23 protein-coding genes, 2 tRNA genes and 2 rRNA genes are annotated in these 20,585 nt (G+C 38.8%); 18 read left to right on the top strand and 9 right to left on the bottom strand.

What is annotated here, in order from left to right:
• Window positions 1–10 precede the first annotated feature (10 nt).
• The 6 genes from rrf (KP710_RS08855) to murQ all read left to right on the top strand — a co-directional run bounded on the left by rrf (KP710_RS08855) (window position 11) and on the right by murQ (window position 2,665).
• A 5S ribosomal RNA gene (gene rrf, locus KP710_RS08855) occupies window positions 11–126 on the top strand.
• A 47-nt stretch (window positions 127–173) separates the two neighbouring features.
• Window positions 174–289: ribosomal RNA gene (gene rrf / locus KP710_RS08850) — 5S ribosomal RNA — on the top strand.
• Between the two features lie 12 nt (window positions 290–301).
• Window positions 302–378, top strand: a tRNA-Asp gene (locus KP710_RS08845).
• Window positions 379–394: 16 nt separating this feature from the next.
• Window positions 395–470, top strand: a tRNA-Trp gene (locus KP710_RS08840).
• Between the two features lie 134 nt (window positions 471–604).
• Window positions 605–1,744, top strand: a complete 1,140-nt coding sequence (locus tag KP710_RS08835; protein WP_165818758.1) for an anhydro-N-acetylmuramic acid kinase — start codon at window positions 605–607, stop codon at window positions 1,742–1,744.
• Window positions 1,745–1,753: 9 nt separating this feature from the next.
• Entirely contained in the window at window positions 1,754–2,665 is a 912-nt protein-coding gene (gene murQ, locus KP710_RS08830) for an N-acetylmuramic acid 6-phosphate etherase (RefSeq protein ID WP_111407927.1), read from the top strand.
• A 29-nt stretch (window positions 2,666–2,694) separates the two neighbouring features.
• Here murQ and KP710_RS08825 read toward each other — a convergent pair whose 3' ends face one another.
• Together KP710_RS08825 and envC are read right to left on the bottom strand one after the other, a co-directional pair.
• Window positions 2,695–3,537 (bottom strand): divergent polysaccharide deacetylase family protein, encoded by an 843-nt coding sequence (locus KP710_RS08825; RefSeq protein ID WP_111407926.1) that lies wholly within the window; start codon window positions 3,535–3,537, stop codon window positions 2,695–2,697.
• Complete coding sequence (gene envC, locus KP710_RS08820; protein WP_111407925.1) at window positions 3,537–4,769, bottom strand: murein hydrolase activator EnvC; 1,233 nt, start codon at window positions 4,767–4,769, stop codon at window positions 3,537–3,539. The genes KP710_RS08825 and envC overlap by 1 nt, the downstream gene beginning before the upstream one ends.
• A 175-nt stretch (window positions 4,770–4,944) precedes the next feature.
• On the opposite strand from envC, the gene KP710_RS08815 reads away from it, so the two are divergent.
• Complete coding sequence (locus KP710_RS08815; protein ID WP_005625827.1) at window positions 4,945–5,628, top strand: 2,3-diphosphoglycerate-dependent phosphoglycerate mutase; 684 nt, start codon at window positions 4,945–4,947, stop codon at window positions 5,626–5,628.
• Between the two features lie 76 nt (window positions 5,629–5,704).
• Window positions 5,705–6,301: a hypothetical protein gene (locus KP710_RS08810; protein ID WP_048953117.1), complete on the top strand. Its 597-nt coding sequence runs from the start codon at window positions 5,705–5,707 to the stop codon at window positions 6,299–6,301.
• Between the two features lie 41 nt (window positions 6,302–6,342).
• On the opposite strand, the gene KP710_RS08805 is transcribed toward KP710_RS08810, so the two are convergent.
• From KP710_RS08805 to lptM, 3 genes are all read right to left on the bottom strand, one after another.
• On the bottom strand, window positions 6,343–6,972 hold the full coding sequence (locus KP710_RS08805) for a response regulator (protein WP_048953116.1): 630 nt from the start codon (window positions 6,970–6,972) through the stop codon (window positions 6,343–6,345).
• A gap of 164 nt (window positions 6,973–7,136) precedes the next feature.
• The gene (gene lysA, locus KP710_RS08800) at window positions 7,137–8,384 is read right to left on the bottom strand and encodes a diaminopimelate decarboxylase (RefSeq protein WP_048953115.1); all 1,248 of its coding nucleotides are present in this window, start codon (window positions 8,382–8,384) and stop codon (window positions 7,137–7,139) included.
• Between the two features lie 45 nt (window positions 8,385–8,429).
• Complete coding sequence (lptM, locus tag KP710_RS09450; protein ID WP_080351536.1) at window positions 8,430–8,546, bottom strand: LPS translocon maturation chaperone LptM; 117 nt, start codon at window positions 8,544–8,546, stop codon at window positions 8,430–8,432.
• Between the two features lie 97 nt (window positions 8,547–8,643).
• On the opposite strand from lptM, the gene cyaY reads away from it, so the two are divergent.
• The 3 genes from cyaY to proS all read left to right on the top strand — a co-directional run bounded on the left by cyaY (window position 8,644) and on the right by proS (window position 12,610).
• Window positions 8,644–8,949 (top strand): iron donor protein CyaY, encoded by a 306-nt coding sequence (gene cyaY, locus KP710_RS08795; protein WP_005643206.1) that lies wholly within the window; start codon window positions 8,644–8,646, stop codon window positions 8,947–8,949.
• 1 nt (window position 8,950) lies between these two features.
• Window positions 8,951–10,810 carry a DNA helicase RecQ gene (gene recQ / locus KP710_RS08790; RefSeq protein ID WP_048953114.1) on the top strand — a complete coding sequence of 620 codons (1,860 nt, stop codon included), beginning with the start codon at window positions 8,951–8,953 and terminating at the stop codon, window positions 10,808–10,810.
• Window positions 10,811–10,894: 84 nt separating this feature from the next.
• On the top strand, window positions 10,895–12,610 hold the full coding sequence (gene proS / locus KP710_RS08785) for a proline--tRNA ligase (protein WP_048953113.1): 1,716 nt from the start codon (window positions 10,895–10,897) through the stop codon (window positions 12,608–12,610).
• A gap of 46 nt (window positions 12,611–12,656) precedes the next feature.
• Here the strand turns inward: proS and asnC are convergent, their stop codons facing one another.
• Window positions 12,657–13,109, bottom strand: coding sequence for a transcriptional regulator AsnC (gene asnC, locus KP710_RS08780; RefSeq protein ID WP_048953112.1), 453 nt, complete (start codon window positions 13,107–13,109; stop codon window positions 12,657–12,659).
• A gap of 153 nt (window positions 13,110–13,262) precedes the next feature.
• On the opposite strand from asnC, the gene asnA reads away from it, so the two are divergent.
• Entirely contained in the window at window positions 13,263–14,255 is a 993-nt protein-coding gene (gene asnA, locus KP710_RS08775) for an aspartate--ammonia ligase (RefSeq protein ID WP_048953111.1), read from the top strand.
• 118 nt (window positions 14,256–14,373) lie between these two features.
• Here asnA and slyD read toward each other — a convergent pair whose 3' ends face one another.
• The 3 genes from slyD to rraB are packed head-to-tail and all read right to left on the bottom strand — an operon-like array spanning window position 14,374 to window position 16,248.
• Window positions 14,374–14,994, bottom strand: a complete 621-nt coding sequence (slyD, locus tag KP710_RS08770) for a peptidylprolyl isomerase (protein ID WP_005644067.1) — start codon at window positions 14,992–14,994, stop codon at window positions 14,374–14,376.
• Window positions 14,995–15,048: 54 nt separating this feature from the next.
• The gene (locus KP710_RS08765; RefSeq protein ID WP_048953110.1) at window positions 15,049–15,771 is read right to left on the bottom strand and encodes an SIMPL domain-containing protein; all 723 of its coding nucleotides are present in this window, start codon (window positions 15,769–15,771) and stop codon (window positions 15,049–15,051) included.
• A 54-nt stretch (window positions 15,772–15,825) separates the two neighbouring features.
• Window positions 15,826–16,248: a ribonuclease E inhibitor RraB gene (rraB, locus tag KP710_RS08760; RefSeq protein ID WP_005638439.1), complete on the bottom strand. Its 423-nt coding sequence runs from the start codon at window positions 16,246–16,248 to the stop codon at window positions 15,826–15,828.
• 107 nt (window positions 16,249–16,355) lie between these two features.
• On the opposite strand from rraB, the gene truD reads away from it, so the two are divergent.
• The 6 genes from truD to tusA all read left to right on the top strand — a co-directional run bounded on the left by truD (window position 16,356) and on the right by tusA (window position 20,571).
• Window positions 16,356–17,375: a tRNA pseudouridine(13) synthase TruD gene (gene truD / locus KP710_RS08755; RefSeq protein WP_048953109.1), complete on the top strand. Its 1,020-nt coding sequence runs from the start codon at window positions 16,356–16,358 to the stop codon at window positions 17,373–17,375.
• Window positions 17,376–17,384: 9 nt separating this feature from the next.
• On the top strand, window positions 17,385–18,125 hold the full coding sequence (surE, locus tag KP710_RS08750; RefSeq protein ID WP_048953108.1) for a 5'/3'-nucleotidase SurE: 741 nt from the start codon (window positions 17,385–17,387) through the stop codon (window positions 18,123–18,125).
• 29 nt (window positions 18,126–18,154) lie between these two features.
• Window positions 18,155–18,733: a YqaA family protein gene (locus tag KP710_RS08745; protein ID WP_048953107.1), complete on the top strand. Its 579-nt coding sequence runs from the start codon at window positions 18,155–18,157 to the stop codon at window positions 18,731–18,733.
• Window positions 18,734–18,741: 8 nt separating this feature from the next.
• The gene (locus tag KP710_RS08740; protein WP_048953106.1) at window positions 18,742–18,927 is read left to right on the top strand and encodes a hypothetical protein; all 186 of its coding nucleotides are present in this window, start codon (window positions 18,742–18,744) and stop codon (window positions 18,925–18,927) included.
• A 23-nt stretch (window positions 18,928–18,950) separates the two neighbouring features.
• Entirely contained in the window at window positions 18,951–20,264 is a 1,314-nt protein-coding gene (gene nlpD / locus KP710_RS08735) for a murein hydrolase activator NlpD (protein ID WP_048953105.1), read from the top strand.
• Between the two features lie 67 nt (window positions 20,265–20,331).
• A complete protein-coding gene (tusA, locus tag KP710_RS08730) occupies window positions 20,332–20,571 on the top strand; it encodes a sulfurtransferase TusA (protein WP_048953104.1) in 240 nt (79 codons plus the stop codon).
• Window positions 20,572–20,585: the final 14 nt, after the last annotated feature.

The following is a 20,585-nucleotide window of genomic DNA, read 5'->3' as shown; positions in this document are numbered from 1 at the left end:
AAAGAATTATCCTGGCGGCGATAGTGCGGTGGAACCACCTGACACCATACCGAACTCAGAAGTGAAACGCTGTAATGCCGATGGTAGTGTGGGGCTTCCCCATGTGAGAGTAGGGCACCGCCAGGTTTATTTTTTTAGTTTATTCCTTGAGTAAATTAAAAAAATAAAAAATTTTTGGCAGAGATAGTGCAATAGATCCACCTGATACCATACCGAACTCAGAAGTGAAATGTTGTAACGCTGATGGTAGTGTGGGGTATCCCCATGTGAGAGTAAGGCACTGCCAATTACCATACTTAGCGGAGTGGTAGTTCAGCTGGTTAGAATACCTGCCTGTCACGCAGGGGGTCGCGGGTTCGAGTCCCGTCCATTCCGCCAATTTATTCATACCAATAGGGGCGTAGTTCAATTGGTAGAGCACCGGTCTCCAAAACCGGGTGTTGGGAGTTCGAGCCTCTCCGCCCCTGCCATTAAGATATTCTTTTCAATTGATCATAAAATATCTTTATATTCATACCTTTTTCATATTATTTAATAATTCTTTTTATTTTTCTTTTTGAATTAGATATATAATTATTGAGTTCAAAATATAAAAATAATTAGTATGAAACCTCAATATTATCTTGGCATGATGTCTGGAACTAGTCTAGATGGAGTGGATGTTGCTCTCGTTGATTTTTCTGTAGATCCTCGACTTATCTTATCTGATTTTTTTCCTATGCCAGAAAATTTACGTCAGAAATTAACTAAACTCATTCAAGTTGGTGAAACTACTCTACAAAATTTAGGCGAACTCGATCATGAACTTGCTTTACTGTATTGTGATTGTGTAAATACTTTTCTACAAAAATATAATCTTATTCCAAGCCAAATTGAAGCTATTGGTTGTCATGGACAGACAGTATGGCATTCTCCTGTTTCTGCATTTCCTTTCACGATGCAACTAGGTGATATGAATTTATTGGCATCTAAGACGAGAATATCGGTTATTGGTGATTTTCGTCGTAAAGATATGGCTTTAGGCGGACAAGGGGCTCCTCTTGTACCCGCTTTCCATAAAGCTGTATTCTCAAATGCTAATTTTGCTACAGTTGTTTTAAATATTGGTGGGATTAGTAACGTTTCTATATTGTTGCCTAATCAACCTGTAATTGGGTTTGATATAGGTCCAGGTAATACATTATTAGATCAATGGATAGAAAAACACCAAGGCCTTCGCTATGACAAAAATGGTGACTGGGCTTCAAAAGGCAACATGAATCAAGTTCTGCTTGATGAATTATTAAATGAACCTTTTTTCTCTTTACCTGCTCCAAAAAGTACAGGGAGAGAATTATTTAATCTTGATTGGTTAATTGGCAAAGTAGAAAAAACATCTGAAAAACTTACCGCGCTTTGCTCCAAAATCACATTATCCCCAGAAGACGTGCAAGCGACGCTTGTTGAATTGACTGTAACAAGCATTGTCAATGCACTAAATCAACTCCAAACAGATTTACCAAAACGTTTATTAGTATGTGGCGGCGGCGCAAAGAATAGCTTTATTATGCGTGAATTGCATGATAATTTACTCGATTGGCAGGTTGGTACAACGACAGAGCAAGGTTTTGATATTGATTATGTAGAAGCTGCTGCCTTTGCTTGGTTGGCTTATTGCCGAATGAACAATTTACCAGCAAACCTGCCTAGCGTAACTGGCGCAAAAAGTGCGGTTAGTTTGGGGGCTATTTTTCCTAAAGACTAAGGCCAAAATATGAATGACATTATATTAAAAAGTTTATCCACATTAATTACTGAACAACGAAATCCGAATTCAGTTGATATTGATCGTCAAAGTGCTTTAGATATTGTTCGATTAATGAATAAGGAAGATAAACAAGTTCCTTTAGCTATTGAAGCATGTTTGCCTGAGATTTCGTTAGCGGTAGATAAAATCGTTTATGCTTTTCAACAGGGAGGGCGTCTAGTATATATTGGGGCTGGGACGAGCGGTCGTCTCGGCGTATTGGATGCGTCAGAATGTCCTCCTACATTTGGTGTATCTTCGGAAATGGTCAAAGGTATTATTGCGGGGGGGGAACGTGCTATTCGTCATCCTGTTGAAGGTGCGGAAGATAATACTAAAACAGTACTTGATGATCTACAGCGTATTCATTTTTCAAAAAATGATGTATTAGTTGGTATCGCTGCAAGTGGCCGCACACCTTATGTTATTGCAGGTCTTCAGTACGCTAAATCTCTTGGTGCTTTGACAATTTGTATTGCGAGTAATCCAAAATCTGCGATGGCTGAGATAGCCGATATTGTGATTGAGACTATTGTTGGCCCTGAAATATTGACGGGTTCTAGCCGCTTAAAATCTGGCACCGCACAAAAAATGGTACTGAATATGCTGACTACGGCAAGTATGATTTTATTGGGTAAATGTTACGAAAATTTGATGGTCGATGTACAAGCCAGTAATGAAAAGCTTAAAGCACGCGCTGTACGCATTGTGATGCAAGCAACGGATTGTGATAAAGTGCTCGCTGAGCAGACATTAATTGAAACAGATCAAAATGCCAAGCTTGCAATTATGATGATTTTAAGTAATTTATCAAAATTAGAGGCGAAGGCATTATTAGAAAGACATCAAGGTAAATTAAGAAATGCACTTTCTAAATAAGACAAAAACCTGATTTTAAAATCAGGTTTTTATTTTGGAATTCCACGTAGTAATCCTACGGGTTCAAAAGGTCCCATTGAGGTTGGTGCAGGCATTTCTGTAAATAATAAAATAAATGGTTTAGGCGGGGTTACTTTTTCATTATGCCATAAGTTGCCCATTCCAACAAGTTGGATATCTTCAGGTAAATTGTTAATTCCTGCTTGTAACACTGCTATTGTATTTGGGCGAGGATGTCCTATCGCAATCGCTGTACCATGTTTCCTTGCATATTGAATTGCTGCTTGAAATTGATGTTGAACCGCAGCTAGTTCGTTACTGTCATCTAAAAATATATGACGATCTAATGAACGAACCCCTTGTTCTTTTGCTATTTTTCCTGCTACAGATTTTCCTATTGTTCGGCTATCTAAAAAGAATAAATGTTTTTCTTGAAGTGCGGTCATTAAATAAGTCATTAATTGGGGATCGGCCGTAGCCGCACTGCCCATGTGATTATTCATGCCAATTGCATAATTCACGATATTTTTGGCTGTATTTACCCGATCATTGACCTGCGCTGAAGACATTCCTAAATGTAGTCCTCCATCCTCTATTTTCACCGCACTTACTGGTTGCATCGGCATATGAATTAAAATGTCTCGACCTTGAGATTTTGCTTCTTGATTTCGTGCTCGAGCATGAGGTGCAGCAGGAATAATTGCTACGGAAATTTCTCGCGGCATTGCAAAAATAGCCGCATCTTCTTTGAGATGATAGCCTACATCATCAATAACAATAGCAAGTTTATTTTGCGCAAGGGAGATAGAAGTATAAAGTGCGGTAGAAAAAACGATGAAATTTTTCACCGCACTTTTTATGAGAAGTTTCATTAACGGATCCATCCAGCTGGATTCACTGGTGTGCCTTTTCGGCTAATTCCAAAATAGAGTGCGGAACGAGAGATTTCACCAGTATTACCCACTTGAGCAATAGTTTGTCCAGCAGAAACAAGTTGACCAATTTTTACCAATACGGCTTGATTGAAACCATACAAACTTAAGTCGGTTTCTCCATGTTTAACGATGACCATATAACCGTAGCCATTCAAATACCCAGCTAAAATTACACGTCCAGCTGCAATGGCTTTGACTGCAGTTCCAGCGGAGGCACCAATAACCATGCCTTTCCAACGAACTTCACCGGCCTGAATAGTTCCAAAATTATGTAAAGTTGGACCTGAAACTGGTGCAGAATATTGTTTTTTTGCAATCCCTAAACCACTTGTGCTGTTAAGCAATTGACGTTCTTGTGCTGTCGGTTGATAAGGCTTGGAAGTCCGTTTTTCTTCAGCTTTTTGTCGTTGTGCAAGTGCTTCTCGCTCTCTTTTTTCTTGTTCTAAGGCCGCTTTTTCTGCTCGTTGAATTTCTTGACGGAGTGCTTGCTCATTAGCCTTTAGGCTATCTAATTTATTTTGATCTCTCGCTAAATTTTTATTAAGTTCATTTAGTGTAGATTGACGTTCTTGTTGTGATTTTTGTAATTCTTGTTGCTGTTTTTTTTGCGTTAAAAGTTGATCTCGATGATTTTTTTGTTGGCCTAAAATTGATTCTTTTTGGGATACAATTTGAGCTTGTGTTGCTTTTAAACTATCAATTATTTCGATTCGAACTTGGTTTAAATGTTGATAGTACACTTTCATGCGTTCTGCTTTTTCCGCATTTTTAGAAAACATTCTTTCAATGACGGAAGGATTTAAACCTGAGCGATAAATCATATCCATTTGTTTCGCTAAGCGTGATTTTTGTTCAGATTCTTGTTTTTCCAATTGTTTGAGTTGTTTATCTGAATCAGAAATTTGCTTACGAATTTCTTTCAAGCTCATTTCTGTTTCATGTAACTCACCCACGACAGCATTAATTTTACTTTCATGGTTTTTTAAATTAGCTTGTAACTTAGCTTGCTCGCGTTTTTGTTCAGCAATTTTAGATTCTTGTTGCTTAATTTGCTTTTGAATCTGGTTAAGATCGGAAGCATGACTTATTGGGGAAAAAATCAACAACCCGCAGCTAAAAAGTGCGGTGAAAAATGGCGATATTTTTTTGTTTAATCCCGAAGACTGCATAATTTTTCCTAAATTCTTAAAATCGCACAAATCTTATCATATTTGTTAAAAGGCGAAAAAGTTTAGCCTCTATTTTTTGCTAAAGATCAGGAAAACTCGCCTTTTTGCTTTTAAACATACTCAATTTTTGCTATAAAGTGTGAATTATCTTTTACTTAAATTTTAGGAGATTCTTATGGAATTAGTATTTATCCGTCACGGTTTTAGTGAATGGAATGCGAAAAACTTGTTCACAGGCTGGCGTGATGTAAATTTAACAGAACGCGGTGTAGAAGAAGCAAAAGCAGCGGGCAAAAAATTATTAGATGCTGGCTATGAGTTTGATATCGCATTTACATCTGTGCTAACTCGTGCAATCAAAACTTGTAACATCGTGTTAGAAGAATCCCATCAATTATGGATTCCTCAAGTGAAAAACTGGCGTTTAAATGAACGTCATTATGGTGCTTTACAAGGTTTAGATAAAAAAGCGACTGCGGAACAATACGGTGACGAACAAGTTCATATTTGGCGTCGTTCTTATGACATTTCTCCACCAGATTTAGATCCACAAGATCCAAATTCTGCACATAATGACCGTCGTTACGCAAATATTCCGTCTGACGTTGTGCCAAATGCAGAAAACTTAAAAATTACTTTAGAGCGTGCACTTCCATTCTGGGAAGATCAAATTGCACCAGCAATGCTTTCTGGTAAACGCGTTTTAGTTGTTGCTCACGGTAATTCACTCCGTGCATTAGCAAAACATATTATTGGTATTTCTGATGCTGAAATTATGGATTTTGAAATCCCAACAGGTCAACCTTTAGTGTTAAAACTAGATGATAAATTAAATTACGTAGAACACTACTACCTTTAATTTATCGCTTTATTTTTTAATTTAACATTCAAAGTGCGGTTAATTTTAACCGCACTTTATGTTTAAGGAGACATGAATGAGAAAATTGATAATGTTCATTTTGGTATTGTTGCCATTTTTTACAACATCAGTTATTGCAGCACCAGTACATAAAAATCAAATAAATAAAAAAATTGTAGTAACTAAATCTTTGGATAAAAAACAACAAACTAAAAAAACGAAAGAAACTAAATTAGTTCTAACCAAGAAAAATAGTACTAAGAATAAAAAACAAGTTGAGAAATTGACAGACAAAAAGTCTAAAGCTTTGGTAAAGCAAATTAGCTCGAAACCTAAGGTATCTATTGAGAAAAAACCGACAACAGTTGTTTCAACAAAACATGAAAAAACAGCAAAGGACAAATCAGTTTATAAGCCAGTGATCGTGCCACAGTGTAATGATTTTTCTGTATCAAAAGTGTTATCTGATGCATTTAAGCAGCAAGGAGATGCAACTAAAACCAGTATGATGGTGAAACAAATTTTTCAAGCAAGAGAAACGCAATTTTATCCACAAAAAGGCATTCGAAGCTGCCATGCTTTAGTGGTGACGGATGGAAAAAGTTATCAAACAGATTACAGCGTTATTTTGAATGATAAAGGATTCTTTATTCAAGTAGAAAATGCTCAGTAGAAAAATGCGCTTGGCTTTTTAACCTTGCGCATTTTTGTAAACTATTTATTGTTTTGTTCAAAAAAGAGTACAGTTGCGGCTACACGAGAGTGCACATTGAGTTTACGTAATAAATTACGAATATGTACTTTCACGGTTTCTTCTGAAATAAAAAGTTGGGCTGCAATTTGTTTGTTTGATAATCCTGTCGCAATTTGACGAAGTACATCCATTTCACGATCTGTTAAGCTATCTAATGGATTTTGCTCATGTCTTCGTTCAAGTAATAAATCTTTAATAGAATCACTTAAGATCACTTCACCTTGCGCTATTTGCTTAATTTGTTCTAGTAAGGTTTCGGGTTCTGTATCCTTTAGCAAATAGCCATCAGCGCCGGCGTCAATTAACGTATAAATATCATTTTTAGCATCAGAGACAGTTAAAATTAGGATCCGCGCATCAACGCCTTCTGCGCGTAATCCTTTGAGCGTATCTAACCCTGAAAGTCCTTTCATGTTGAGATCTAAAATGATCACATCAGGTGATGTTTGTAATGCCACGGAAATCCCTTCTGTGCCACTGCCTACGTCAGCCACCACTTCAAAGTTATCGTCTAATTCTATAAGTTGTTTAATGCCACGACGCATTAATGGATGATCGTCAATTAATAAAACGCTTAGTTTTTCTTGCATAAATTCCCCCTTAGTGACGATAAACGTGCCATTTTATAAATAATTTCTATTAGTTCCAATGACGAACCGATAGAAATTTGATTTTACGCATAAAGTTACTGTTTTTTAGGTATATTATAAGTGAATAAATTATATGGTTAGATTAAAATTTAATCAAAAGGTGATTAAATGGTTGACTCTAATGCCCAAAGTTCCTGTAAGGTTTCTCGACGACGAATTAAATAAGATTTATCGCCATCTACTAAAACTTCTGCAGTACGAGGTCTTGAGTTATAGTTTGATGACATGCTTGCTCCATAGGCGCCAGCTGAGCATTGAGCAATATAATCACCTTCAGAAATAGAAAGTTCCCGTTGTTTACCCAAGAAATCAGACGTTTCGCAAACTGGCCCCACAACATCATAAATGGCTTTTTCTCTTGCTAAAGTGCGGTCAATTTCTACGATATTCATATAAGCCTCATACAATGCAGGGCGGATCATATCGTTCATTCCAGTGTCGGTAATCGCGAAATTACGACTTTCATTATTTTTTAGGTATTGCACTTTGGCCACTAAAATTCCCGCATTTGCAGAAATCGCTCTGCCAGGTTCAAGAATAATTTCAAGTTCAGGATAATTTTGTAGTTTTTCTAACAATGCATTCGCGTAATCACTTGGATGCGGTGGTGTTTCATCCGTATAAGTCACGCCTAAACCACCGCCCAGATCGAGATGTTTTAATTTTATTCCATCTTCTTTTAATTGTTCCATTAGGACAATTAAGCGATCCGTTGCATCTAAAAATGGTTGTAATTCAGTGAGCTGTGATCCTATGTGGCAATCCATCCCTGTTATTTTTATATTTGGCAACGTTGAGGCTAATTTATATACCTCTCGAGCTTCATTTACGTTTACACCAAATTTATTTTCTTTTAATCCTGTTGAGATATAAGGGTGTGTATGCGCATCAACATCTGGATTTACTCGTAAAGATATTGGCGCTATTTTCCCCATCTCGCCTGCGATATGGTTAATGTATTTGAGTTCAGAAACTGATTCCACATTAAAGCAACGTATTCCAACTTCTAGTGCATGAATAATTTCTTCTCGGGATTTGGCAACGCCCGAAAAGACTACTTTTGATGCATCTCCATCTGCGGCGAGTACACGCTCAAGTTCGCCTTGCGAGACAATATCGAAACCTGAACCTAGTTTTGCCATGATATTTAATACGCCGATATTCGAGCAAGATTTTACGGCAAAGCAAATTAAGTGAGGATGCTTACCGAAGGCTGAGTCAAAAGCATGCCAATGGCGTTCAAGCGTTGCACGAGAATATACATAAAGAGGTGTACCGAATTGTTCAGCAAGTTGTTGAACCGGAATATCTTCAGCATAAAGCTTATTATTTTTATATTGGAAGAAATTCATATTGTGTTCCTGTTTTTTATTTTTGGATTGTAACTGGATAATGGTTTATTTAGTTTGTTGTGCTTGTTCTTTTTCTGGGAAATATAAAGGACCTTTCACGCCACATCCTGTTGCCATAATGCAAATTGTACTAAGCACTAAAATTGATAGTAGTTTTTTCATTTTTCTCTCTCTTACTTATCGGTAAATCCGCCTTTCACAAGTTTAAGAAAGGCTTTATAATTTGCCGCATTCTATCAGATTTAAATAGGAACATTTTATGAATATTGCAGAATTTCACCAAAATATTGAACAAGTTTGGCAAAAAATTGAAGAAGAATTAGAAGAGCAAGGTGCGGATGTAGATTGTGAAACGCAAGGTTCAGTATTTACCATCACCTTTGATAATCGCACACAAATAGTGATTAACAAGCAAGAACCATTACTTGAGCTTTGGATTGCGAGTAAATTAGGTGGTTTTCATTTTGCTTTTAAAAATGGCGACTGGGTTTCTAACGACGGAAAACGTTTTTGGGATTGTTTAGTAGAAGCTTGTGCTGCACATGGCGAGAACGTGCAGTTCTAAGATGCTTGATTCTCCTTTATCACCAAAAATAATAGAAAAACCGACCGCACTTTCTGTTTTGAAATCGGTTTTCGGTTATCAATCTTTCCGTAAAGGACAGGAAGAAGTCATCAATGCCGCATTAAACGGACAAGATGCTTTGGTGGTAATGGCAACAGGGAATGGCAAATCGCTTTGTTACCAAATTCCCGCGCTTTGTTTTGAGGGGTTAACTTTAGTGATTTCTCCGCTGATTTCCTTGATGAAAGATCAAGTAGATCAGCTTCAAGCTAATGGAATTGAGGCAGATTTTCTTAATTCTAGTCAGACTTTAGAACAGCAGCAACAAGTACAAAATAAGCTTATTTCTGGGCAACTTAAACTGCTTTATGTGTCGCCAGAAAAAGTGATGACGAACAGTTTCTTTCCACTTATTTCTTATAGTAAAGTCAGCTTTATTGCGATTGATGAAGCACACTGCATTTCTCAATGGGGGCATGATTTTCGCCCTGAGTATACCCAGCTTGGCGGTTTAAAAGCTAGTTTCCCTCATGCGCCAATTATGGCGCTCACCGCGACAGCAGATTATGCCACTCGCCAAGATATTTTGACTCACCTCAAGCTGGAAAATCCGCATAAATATATTGGTAGTTTTGATCGACCAAACATTCGTTATACCTTGGAAGAAAAATATAAACCAATGGAGCAATTGACGCGTTTTGTGTTGGTTCAAAAGGGCAAGAGTGGGATTATTTATTGCAACAGCCGGAACAAGGTTGAGCGAATTGCGGAAAGTTTACGCAATAAAGGCGTCTCTGCTGCAGCTTATCATGCGGGAATGGAAACGGCACTGCGTGAGCGCGTGCAACAAGATTTTCAGCGTGATAATGTTCAAGTGGTGGTCGCAACCATTGCTTTTGGAATGGGGATTAATAAATCCAATGTACGGTTTGTTGCCCATTTTGATTTACCTCGTAGCATTGAATCTTACTATCAGGAAACGGGGCGAGCGGGACGTGATGATTTACCAGCTGAGGCGGTTTTGTTTTATGAGCCAGCGGATTACGCTTGGTTACAAAAAATTCTTTTAGAAAAAACAGAAACGCCACAGCGTCAGATTGAGCAACATAAATTAGAAGCTATTGGTGAATTTGCAGAAAGCCAGACCTGTCGCCGTTTAGTGCTTCTCAATTATTTTGGTGAGCATAGACAAACACCGTGCAATAATTGTGATATTTGCCTTGATCCTCCTAAAAAATATGATGGATTAGTCGATGCGCAAAAAGTAATGTCTACTATTTATCGAGTGGGACAATGTTTCGGTGCACATTATGTGATTGCGGTGCTGCGTGGCATGCACAATCAAAAAATTATTGAACGCCAACATGATAAACTTTCAGTATATGGCATTGGAAAAGATAAAAGCAAAGAGCATTGGCAGTCTGTCATTCGTCAGCTTATCCATTTGGGTTTTGTGCAACAGGTCATTAGCGAATTAAATACAACGTTACAACTTACTGAAAGTGCAAAAGCGATTTTGAAAGGTGAGGAACCATTGGAACTGGCAATGCCTCGTATTTCTGCAATTAGTAAGATTGCCCATAATCCACAACGTCAAGGTGTTGCAAATTACGATAAGGATTTATTTGCACGCTTGCGTTTCTTACGCAAACAAATTGCCGATAAAGAAAATATTCCGCCGTACATTGTCTTTAATGATGCGACGTTGCAAGAAATGGCACAATATATGCCAACAAGCAATATTGAAATGCTGCAAATTAATGGTGTGGGCTCTATCAAATTAGAACGGTTTGGCCAGCCGTTTATGGTATTGATTCAGGAACATAAAGCAATTTTGGCGAAATCGCAAAATAATCAGTAAGTATCGAAAGTGCGGTTAAAAATCACCGCACTTTTTGTTATACTTACGCCAATTTTTTCAGTTCTTAGAATCTAAGGTTAAACAATGCGTACAAGTCAATATTTATTTTCCACCCTTAAAGAAACGCCAAATGATGCTCAGGTAGTGAGCCACCAATTAATGTTGCGTGCGGGTATGATTCGCCCAATGGCATCAGGTTTATATAACTGGTTGCCGACGGGTATTCGCGTATTGAAAAAAGTAGAAAAGATTATTCGCGAAGAGATGAACAAAGGTGGTGCAATTGAGGTATTAATGCCAGTGGTGCAACCTGCGGAATTATGGGAAGAGTCTGGTCGTTGGGAGCAATATGGTCCTGAGCTCCTTCGTTTCGAAGACCGCGGAAACCGTAACTTTGTACTTGGTCCAACTCACGAAGAAGTAATTACTGATTTAGTGCGCCGAGAAGTTTCTTCATATAAACAACTTCCACTTAATTTATACCAAATTCAAACCAAATTCCGTGATGAAGTACGTCCTCGTTTTGGTGTGATGCGTTCACGTGAATTTATTATGAAAGATGCCTACTCGTTTCACACTACACAAGAAAGTTTGCAAGAAACCTATGATGTGATGTACCAAGTGTACAGTAACATTTTTAACCGTTTAGGCTTAGATTTCCGTGCGGTACAAGCGGATACAGGGTCTATTGGTGGTTCTGCTTCCCATGAGTTCCAAGTGTTAGCTTCAAGCGGTGAAGATGACGTGGTATTCTCAACAGAATCGGATTTTGCCGCGAATATTGAGCTTGCTGAAGCGGTAGCTATCGGTGAGCGTCAAGCGCCAACCGCAGAAATGACATTGGTGGATACGCCAAATGCGAAAACTATTGCAGAGTTGGTTGAGCAATTCAACTTACCAATTACGAAAACTGTAAAAACCTTGATTGTGAAAGGCGCAGACGAAAATCAACCGCTTGTAGCGTTAATCATTCGCGGCGACCACGAGTTAAACGAAATCAAAGCACAAAAACACCCATTAGTAGCAGATCCTCTTGAGTTTGCAGATGAAGCTGATATTAAAGGGAAAATTGGTGCGGGAGTTGGTTCATTAGGTCCTGTGAATTTAAATATTCCAGTAATTATTGACCGCACTGTGGCGTTAATGTCTGATTTTAGTTGTGGCGCGAATATCGATGGAAAACATTATTTCAATGTAAACTGGGAACGCGATGTAGCAATGCCTGAAGTGTTCGACTTGCGTAACGTGGTGGAAGGCGACCCAAGCCCAGATGGTAAAGGCGTGCTTCAAATCAAACGTGGGATTGAGGTTGGACACATCTTCCAACTGGGCAAAAAATACTCCGAAGCAATGAAAGCGACCGTGCAAGGCGAAGACGGCAAACCGCTTGTAATGACCATGGGTTGTTATGGTATCGGCGTGACTCGCGTGGTAGCTTCTGCGATTGAACAGCACCACGACGACCGCGGTATCATCTGGCCTTCTGATGAAATCGCCCCATTCACCGTGGCAATCGTGCCAATGAATATGCACAAATCTGAAACCGTGCAAAAATACTCTGAAGAACTTTACCGCATTTTACAATCACAAGGCGTAGATGTGATTTTTGATGATCGTAAAGAACGCCCGGGCGTGATGTTCGCTGATATGGAATTGATTGGCGTGCCACATATGGTGGTAATTGGAGAGAAAAACCTAGAGAACGGTGAAATTGAATATAAGAACCGTCTTACCGGTGAAAAGAAAATGATTGCTAAAGATGAGCTATTGGCATTTTTGGAAGAGAATGTGAAGGCATAGTTTTCTTATCAAGTAAAATGCGGTAAACGTTCACCGCATTTTTATTTTATGGCTTAATATCTCTTAAAATTGGATTTTGCATTGAAATCAGTGTTTCTGTAGATTGAATCTCATCAATTAGCTGAATTTTAGTTGCCAGAACGGAATGTAATTCTGCAATAGTATGTGTCATTACTTTCAGAAAAATTGAATAATTGCCAGTTGTGTAATAGGCTTCAACAACTTCATCAAAACTTTCTAACTTTTTAATAACTTTTTCGTAGTCTTTTGCACTTTTCAAAATAATACCTATAAAGCAGCAAACGTCATAACCTAATTTTTGTTCATCAATAATGACTTTTGTGCCTTCAATAATGCCGGATTGGCGCATTTTTTCTACACGTACATGGATTGTTCCTGGGCTTACACCAAAGTTTTTAGCCATTTCGGCATAGGGAGTTCTCGCATCTTTGGTGAGTACACGTAAGATTTGCTGATCTAAATTATCAATGTTGTGCATAAAATCATCTCCTTTAGATTTTATTTAATTTTTATAACTTAGATTAGATAATATTTAACTTATAAAAGAAAGTAAATAAAATACTTGAAATAATGCTCGATTTTATTAAATAATGCTTAACAAATAAAACAACAGATTAAAAAGGTTATAAAAATGAAAAAGACATTTATTTTACAACAACAAGAAATCAGCTTTGTGAAGAATACCTTCACCCAAAACCTTATTGAACAACTTGGCATTATTGAAGTACAAGGTCCGATCTTGAGCCAAGTGGGTAACGGAATGCAAGATAACTTATCTGGTATTGAAAAAGCCGTTCAGGTTAACGTGAAATGTATTCCAAATGCAGTATTTGAAGTGGTGCATTCCCTAGCTAAATGGAAACGCCATACCCTTGCTCGCTTCAATTTTAAAGAAGGCGAAGGCTTGTTTGTTCATATGAAAGCATTACGTCCAGATGAAGACTCTCTTGACCCAACTCACTCTGTTTATGTGGATCAATGGGACTGGGAAAAAGTGATTCCTGAAGGTCGTCGTAATTTTGAATACTTAAAAGAAACGGTAAATTCTATTTATCGTGCTATTCGCTTAACGGAATTAGCCGTAGAAGCACGCTTTGATATCCCTTCAATTCTTCCAAAACACATTACCTTTGTGCATAGCGAAGATTTAGTAAAACGCTATCCAGATTTAAGCAGTAAAGAGCGTGAAAACGCAATTTGTAAAGAATACGGCGCAGTATTCTTGATTGGGATTGGCGGTAAACTTTCAGATGGCAAACCTCATGATGGTCGTGCACCTGACTATGATGACTGGACAACTGAATCTGAAAACGGCTACAAAGGATTAAACGGTGATATTTTGGTATGGAATGATCAATTAGGCAAAGCATTTGAACTTTCCTCAATGGGTATCCGCGTAGATGAAAGTGCATTACGTTTACAAGTTGGTATAACGGGTGATGAAGACCGTTTAAAAATGGATTGGCACCAAGATTTATTAAACGGAAAATTACCATTAACTATCGGCGGTGGTATCGGCCAATCTCGCTTAGCGATGCTTTTACTTCGTAAAAAACATATTGGTGAAGTACAATCAAGCGTATGGCCAAAAGAAATGTTAGAAGAGTTTGCCCATATTTTATAAGATAGGTATTAATACAAAGATACAAAAAAACACGATGATTTCTCATCGTGTTTTTTATTTCAGAAAGCAATAGCAGACTTCATTGCTAAAGTGCGGTAATGTTTTCGGCTGTTTTTAATTAATGACCGCCACAGCCACAGCTGCCGTGACCGTGTCCATGCCCGTGACCACCGCCGCAGCATCCGCTGTGCTCGTGATCATGGTCGTGATGGTGGTGATGACCGCCACAGCCACAACCGTGACCTTCTTCGTCATCATCGTGGTGGTGGCTATGTGCGCCATGAACGTGGCCGTGTGCGATTTCTTCTAATGTTGCTTCACGCGTTGCGACAACTTCAACGGTGAAGTGTAATTCTTGACCCGCTAACATGTGATTTCCATCAACGACAACTTCATCACCATCGATTTCAGTAATCACCACTGGAACTGGGCCAATGTCAGTATCCGCTAAGAAACGCATGCCGACTTCAAGTTCATCAACACCTTGGAATACATCTTTTGGTACACGTTGAACCATATTTTCGCTGTATGCACCGTAACCTTCTTCAGGTTGTACACGTACTTCAAATTTGTCGCCTACTTCTTTACCTTCAAGCGCTTTTTCAAGACCGATCACTAAATTATTGTGGCCTTGTAAATATTCTAGTGGTTGATTCGCTGGAGCTTCATCTACCAATACGCCATCTTGTGTGCGAACTTGGTAAGCAATGCTCACCACTACATTTTTTGCTACTTTCATTATGTTTTCCTTATAAAAAAATCGGTTAAAAAAGTCGTACCATTGTAGCGAAAATTATTCCGCACGCAATGCAATTCGCGCACTAATGCGTGCTTTTATTTTCTCTTTACTATTTTCAAGATAAGCATCGCTAGAAGGATCCACCGCACTTATATCGGCAGATTTTGCCATCGCCATCATATAAGGTCGTGGGCTCATGGTTTGTTCATTCACGGAAGACACATCTAAATCTAAAATTTGATAGCCTTTCATATTCAATGAATTTTGAATTAATGTAGCTTTGTTTTTAAATTTATCCAATGCGGCTTGAGTTAATTCATTTTCTAAACTCATTAATTTTTCTGATGAAATAAGTGTATTCGTACTTTCCACCGCCATAACACCATCAAGCTCGCTAATCACTTTGGAGATAGCTTGGAAATCTTTGCTTTCTAATACAAGTTCCACACGATCAATCCAGCCAGATTGCTTGCCTTGATTGTTATAACGCACACTGGTATGACGAAAATGATCTTTGATTTCTACGGCACTTTCGTTTTTCGCGATAGAAAGCGCTTTGCTTAATTTCTCATTGATTGTTTTATTTAGGGTTGAAAGTGATGTGCCTTCTGCCTGATAAAAAAGCGTAACTTGTAACAAATCTCGTGAAACTTCTTTTTCGACTTCAGCATTAAAAGAAACAATATTATTTTGCACCGCACTTTGAGAATTATCTGCCAATGCAGGCAAAGCAAGAGGCAATGCCAATAATGCCAAGGAAAGAGATTTTAATTTCATATTGAAACTCCTAAAAAAATAACCGCACTTATCAAGTGCGGTTAAAAAGAATGATTAATGCACACGAGGCTCTTCGACATCCTCGTCATCAAAAAATTCCCCATCATCACCGTATTCATCGTCATCAGCATTCGGGTCTTCAAAATAGGTGCCCCAACCATCATAAATGCCTTTATGTTTTTCTAATAACGGAAGAATTTCTTTTTGTTGCGCATCAATAATTTCCGCTTTTAATTCTACTTCACTGATAATGTCAAAACAAAAAATTGGTTTGCCATCATCATCTTCAAATTCTTCTGCTTCGGAAACTTCATAACCGGCTTTAAAAGCATCTACGGCGATTTTTTCTAATAAATCAAAATCGTGATGAGCAATGTGATGCTCAATAATGTAAAGCGCATCCGGGTCACTACCATCGTTAAGTAAATCAGCGATAATTTCACGGGTTTCTGCTTGTAATTCAGCCAATTTTGACATAATAAAATCCTTCAACAAGAACAAAAGTGCGGTTATTTTAGTGGATAAATCACTAAAAGTCGCATAAAATTTCGTGCAATTGTTTTCTATAAAAAAGAACCCTAACCATGCTCGAACAACTCCCTTATTTGGCATTAAAAACACCGCCAAAAACCACCGCACTTTTAAAGGCTGAATGTGTGGATTTTATTGTAAAAGAGCATTTAGGCTATGAAATGTCAGGCGAAGGTGAGTTTGTTGCGTTGTATGTACGTAAAACAGATTGCAACACCTTATTTGTTGGCGAAAAATTAGCTAAATTTGCCGGTGTTTCTGAACGCAATATGGGATATGCGGGGTTGAAAGATCGTCGAGCGGTGACAGAACAATGGTTTTGTTTGCAAATGCCAGGAATGGAAACGCCCGATTTCAGTCAATTTGAATTAGATGGCGTAGAGATTTTAACGGTTACTCGACATAACCGAAAAATTCGCACGGGTAGCCTTGAGGGAAATTATTTCGATATTTTATTGCGCGGTGCGGAAGAATCAGATGAGCTTAAAGCTCGGTTAGATTTTGTGGCAAATTTTGGTTTCCCCAATTATTTTACGGAACAACGTTTTGGTCGAGATGGTCATAACCTCACGCAAGCATTGCGTTGGGCGCAAGGGGAAATCAAGGTAAAAGATCGCAAAAAACGTAGTTTTTATCTTTCCGCCGCGCGCAGTGAAATTTTTAATTTAGTTGTGGCAGCTCGTATTGAAAAGAGCGCAACAAATCAAGTTTTGCCAAATGATATTGTGCAATTATCCGGTTCGCACAGTTGGTTCAAAGCGGATGAAAAAGAAGACTTAAATGCCTTGCAAGTGCGGTTAGAAAATCAAGATATTTTACTCACCGCCCCTTTAATTGGCGAAGATGTGTTGGCCGCAAGTGATATTGAAAATGAAATCGTAAATCAACATTCAGTTTTCGATCCTTTAATGAAACAAGAGAGAATGAAGGCAGCGCGTCGCCCATTATTAATGAAGGCAAAAGCGTTTTCTTGGGCATTTGAGCCTGAAGGATTGCGTTTGAAATTTTATTTGCCTGCGGGCAGTTATGCCACGGCATTAGTTCGTGAGTTAGTAAATTATACAGAAGCATAAGGAAGTACAATGCGAATTTTAGTCAGTAATGATGACGGTTTTCACGCGGAAGGCATTCAAGTTTTAGCAACTGAATTAAGAAAAATTGCAGAAGTTATTGTTGTTGCACCTGATCGTAATCGAAGTGCAGCATCAAGCTCGCTTACATTAGTGGAGCCACTTCGCCCACGCCATTTAGACAATGGCGATTATTGTGTGAATGGTACGCCAGCAGATTGTGTACATTTAGCATTAAACGGATTTTTATCTGGCAAAGTGGATTTAGTGGTATCGGGCATTAATGCGGGTTGTAATATGGGCGATGATACGATTTATTCAGGCACATTAGCAGCAGCTCTTGAAGGGCGTCATTTAGGCTTGCCTGCTATTGCGGTTTCGTTAGATGGTCGTCAACATTATGAAACAGCAGCACGAGTGGTGTGTGATCTCATTCCAAAATTACATCATCAATTATTAAATCCTCGTGAAATTATTAATATTAATGTGCCGGATTTACCTTTTGAAGAATTAAAGGGTTACAAGGTATGTCGCTTGGGTTACCGTGCGTCGTCTGCAGAAGTCATCAAACAAAGGGATCCTAGAGATGAAACCATTTATTGGATTGGCCCTTCAGCATTACCCGAAGATGAAAGCGAGGGAACAGATTTCCATGCGGTGAAAAATGGTTATGTGTCTATCACGCCAATTCAGGTAGATCTTACTGCACATCATTCACTTTCAGCTTTACAAGATTGGTTAGAGCAGGAATAATGGCGCGTTTTACCAAATAGAGAAGAAATATGAAAATTTTCGGCACGATGTACGATAAAACCATGCAATGGTCAACGCACCGTTTTGCGACTTTCTGGCTCTCTTTTGTTAGTTTTATCGAGGCGATATTTTTTCCTATTCCGCCTGATGTGATGTTGATCCCAATGTCTATGTCAAAGCCAAAAAGTGCGGTGAAATTTGCATTTTATACGGCAATTTCTTCTGTCATCGGTGGGGTTATCGGTTATGCAATTGGTTATTATGCAACGGACTGGGTGGAAAACATTGTACAACAATGGGGATATAGTGCGCATTGGGCAAAAGCCATAAATTGGTTTGAGCAATGGGGCGTATTAGTTGTGTTTGTGGCTGGGTTTAGCCCAATTCCTTATAAGGTGTTTACTCTCTGCTCTGGCGTAATGCAAATGGCATTTTTCCCTTTTGCCATCACGGCATTTGTTTCACGTTTAGCGCGTTTCTTGCTGGTGGCAAAATTAGCCGCGTGGGGCGGTGAAAAATTCGCAGCAAAATTGCGAAGATCTATTGAAATTATTGGTTGGTCAGTCGTTGTGCTGGCTGTCATTACTTACTTTATATTGAAAAACTAGGATAAAAAATGAATAAATTAGGTCTTATTTTAATGACTGGATTAGTATTAGCTGGATGTGCATCAGAACAAGTAAAAGATCCAGACGCGTTGCCAAACGGCATCATGCAACCAGTAGAAGGCACAGGTGCTGTTGCTGGCGGTAGCTTTATGCCAGAAATTCAAAAAAACACAATGCCAGCGCAAACGAAATAATAGAGGAACAATAAGGAATTACTATGAAAAAATCATTTCTCTTACTCCCTTTGAGTCTTGTTGTATTATCGGCTTGTACCTCTAATTCTCCCGCTCCAATCAGCAATGCTGATGGCAATCTTTCACCTGGTATCATGCAACCCGTAAATGGTGAAAGTGCGGGTGGTTCTTGGCAACCTGAAATTCAAAAAAACACGGTACCCGCGATGGGTGGCGTACCAACAGGCATGCAAACTCCACAGCCAAATTTCCAACCAACCTATCAACAGCCTACTATGCCAGCGACGCCTGCTCAGCCGGCATTTAAACCTGCACAGCCAGCGTTTCAGCCAGCTCAAAAACCAGTAGCGCCAACACCAGCTCCAGCGCCAGCTGTGCAAACAAAAACCATCACTAAAACTGTTTCTGATTGCGTAGGTTCGCAACATATTAATGTTCCACGCAATCCAAATACCAATGCACCAGATTATAGCCAAATTGAAAAAGGCTCTTACAAAGGCAATACCTATAAAGTGAACAAAGGCGATACCATGTTCTTAATAGCCTACTTGGCGGGGATTGATGTAAAAGAATTAGCTGCATTGAACAACATGACTGAGCCTTATAGTTTGAGTCTAGGACAAACTTTAAAAATCTCTAATTGTGGTACAAAAACCGTGACAACAACGGTTCCTGTAAAACAACCTGCGGCAGCAACGACAACAACTACTGCGGCTGTACCGACAGCACCAGCAGAATCGGTAGTCACCTATACGCCAGGCGCAAACGGTACGCAAATAGGATCAGATGGAACAATCATTGGCCCAATTAAATCTGGTGCAGGTGTAGCGAATAGCGCACCAGCAATGGTACCGGTTGCGACAACACCAGTTGCTCCTGCGACAACGCCATCAGTACCAACTACGCCAGTAGATAACACCAATAGTACACCGATTAATGCCAATGTTGTTGCGCCAATCGCATCGAATGTTGCATGGCAATGGCCGACTTCAGGTAATATTATCCAAGGTTTCTCAGATACTGATGGTGGAAATAAAGGAATTGATATTAGTGGTTCTCGTGGACAGTCTGTAAAAGCAGCTGCATCAGGTCGCGTTGTGTATGCTGGCAATGCTTTACGTGGTTACGGTAATTTAATCATCATCAAACATAATGATGATTTCTTAAGTGCTTATGCGCATAACGACAAAATTCTTGTAACCGATCAACAAGAAGTCAAAGCTGGTCAAGAAATCGCAAAAATGGGTAGCTCCGGTACAAATACTGTGAAACTTCATTTTGAGATTCGTTATAAAGGTAAATCAGTTGATCCTATTCGTTATTTACCAAGACGTTAAGCTAAGTTATATAGGGCGGTAAAAATACTGTGGTTTTTACCGCACATTTTTAATGATAAAAAAGAAAATGTCTGAAATTATTATTACTCAAACTCTTGATACTATGGGGCTTCGTTGCCCAGAACCGGTCATGCTTGTACGTAAAAATATTCGTCATTTAAATGAGGGAGAGGTATTACTTATTATTGCTGATGATCCGGCCACAACACGTGATATTCCTAGTTTTTGTCAATTTATGGATCATACGTTGTTGCAAAGTGAAGTAGGAGCACCGCCATTCAAATATTGGGTGAAGAAAGGAAAATAAAAAAATCGGTCATC

Source organism: Haemophilus sp. SZY H35 (assembly GCF_018829705.1).
GTDB classification, from domain to species: domain Bacteria; phylum Pseudomonadota; class Gammaproteobacteria; order Enterobacterales; family Pasteurellaceae; genus Haemophilus; species Haemophilus haemolyticus_K.
Note: the sequence above shows the minus strand (reverse complement) of the source record. Positions and strands in the feature narration are given on the sequence as shown.

Coding starts and splice junctions, on each gene's coding strand:
- nlpD (WP_048953105.1), top strand. CDS start 18,951: ATGAAAAAATCATTTCTCTTACTCCCTTTGAGTCTTGTTGTATTATCG.
- KP710_RS08745 (WP_048953107.1), top strand. CDS start 18,155: ATGAAAATTTTCGGCACGATGTACGATAAAACCATGCAATGGTCAACG.
- KP710_RS08815 (WP_005625827.1), top strand. CDS start 4,945: ATGGAATTAGTATTTATCCGTCACGGTTTTAGTGAATGGAATGCGAAA.
- proS (WP_048953113.1), top strand. CDS start 10,895: ATGCGTACAAGTCAATATTTATTTTCCACCCTTAAAGAAACGCCAAAT.
- surE (WP_048953108.1), top strand. CDS start 17,385: ATGCGAATTTTAGTCAGTAATGATGACGGTTTTCACGCGGAAGGCATT.
- murQ (WP_111407927.1), top strand. CDS start 1,754: ATGAATGACATTATATTAAAAAGTTTATCCACATTAATTACTGAACAA.
- rraB (WP_005638439.1), bottom strand. CDS start 16,248: ATGTCAAAATTGGCTGAATTACAAGCAGAAACCCGTGAAATTATCGCT.
- KP710_RS08825 (WP_111407926.1), bottom strand. CDS start 3,537: ATGAAACTTCTCATAAAAAGTGCGGTGAAAAATTTCATCGTTTTTTCT.
- KP710_RS08810 (WP_048953117.1), top strand. CDS start 5,705: ATGAGAAAATTGATAATGTTCATTTTGGTATTGTTGCCATTTTTTACA.
- recQ (WP_048953114.1), top strand. CDS start 8,951: ATGCTTGATTCTCCTTTATCACCAAAAATAATAGAAAAACCGACCGCA.
- slyD (WP_005644067.1), bottom strand. CDS start 14,994: ATGAAAGTAGCAAAAAATGTAGTGGTGAGCATTGCTTACCAAGTTCGC.
- KP710_RS08765 (WP_048953110.1), bottom strand. CDS start 15,771: ATGAAATTAAAATCTCTTTCCTTGGCATTATTGGCATTGCCTCTTGCT.
- truD (WP_048953109.1), top strand. CDS start 16,356: ATGCTCGAACAACTCCCTTATTTGGCATTAAAAACACCGCCAAAAACC.
- KP710_RS08740 (WP_048953106.1), top strand. CDS start 18,742: ATGAATAAATTAGGTCTTATTTTAATGACTGGATTAGTATTAGCTGGA.
- asnA (WP_048953111.1), top strand. CDS start 13,263: ATGAAAAAGACATTTATTTTACAACAACAAGAAATCAGCTTTGTGAAG.
- KP710_RS08805 (WP_048953116.1), bottom strand. CDS start 6,972: ATGCAAGAAAAACTAAGCGTTTTATTAATTGACGATCATCCATTAATG.
- asnC (WP_048953112.1), bottom strand. CDS start 13,109: ATGCACAACATTGATAATTTAGATCAGCAAATCTTACGTGTACTCACC.
- cyaY (WP_005643206.1), top strand. CDS start 8,644: ATGAATATTGCAGAATTTCACCAAAATATTGAACAAGTTTGGCAAAAA.
- tusA (WP_048953104.1), top strand. CDS start 20,332: ATGTCTGAAATTATTATTACTCAAACTCTTGATACTATGGGGCTTCGT.
- lysA (WP_048953115.1), bottom strand. CDS start 8,384: ATGAATTTCTTCCAATATAAAAATAATAAGCTTTATGCTGAAGATATT.
- lptM (WP_080351536.1), bottom strand. CDS start 8,546: ATGAAAAAACTACTATCAATTTTAGTGCTTAGTACAATTTGCATTATG.
- envC (WP_111407925.1), bottom strand. CDS start 4,769: ATGCAGTCTTCGGGATTAAACAAAAAAATATCGCCATTTTTCACCGCA.
- KP710_RS08835 (WP_165818758.1), top strand. CDS start 605: ATGAAACCTCAATATTATCTTGGCATGATGTCTGGAACTAGTCTAGAT.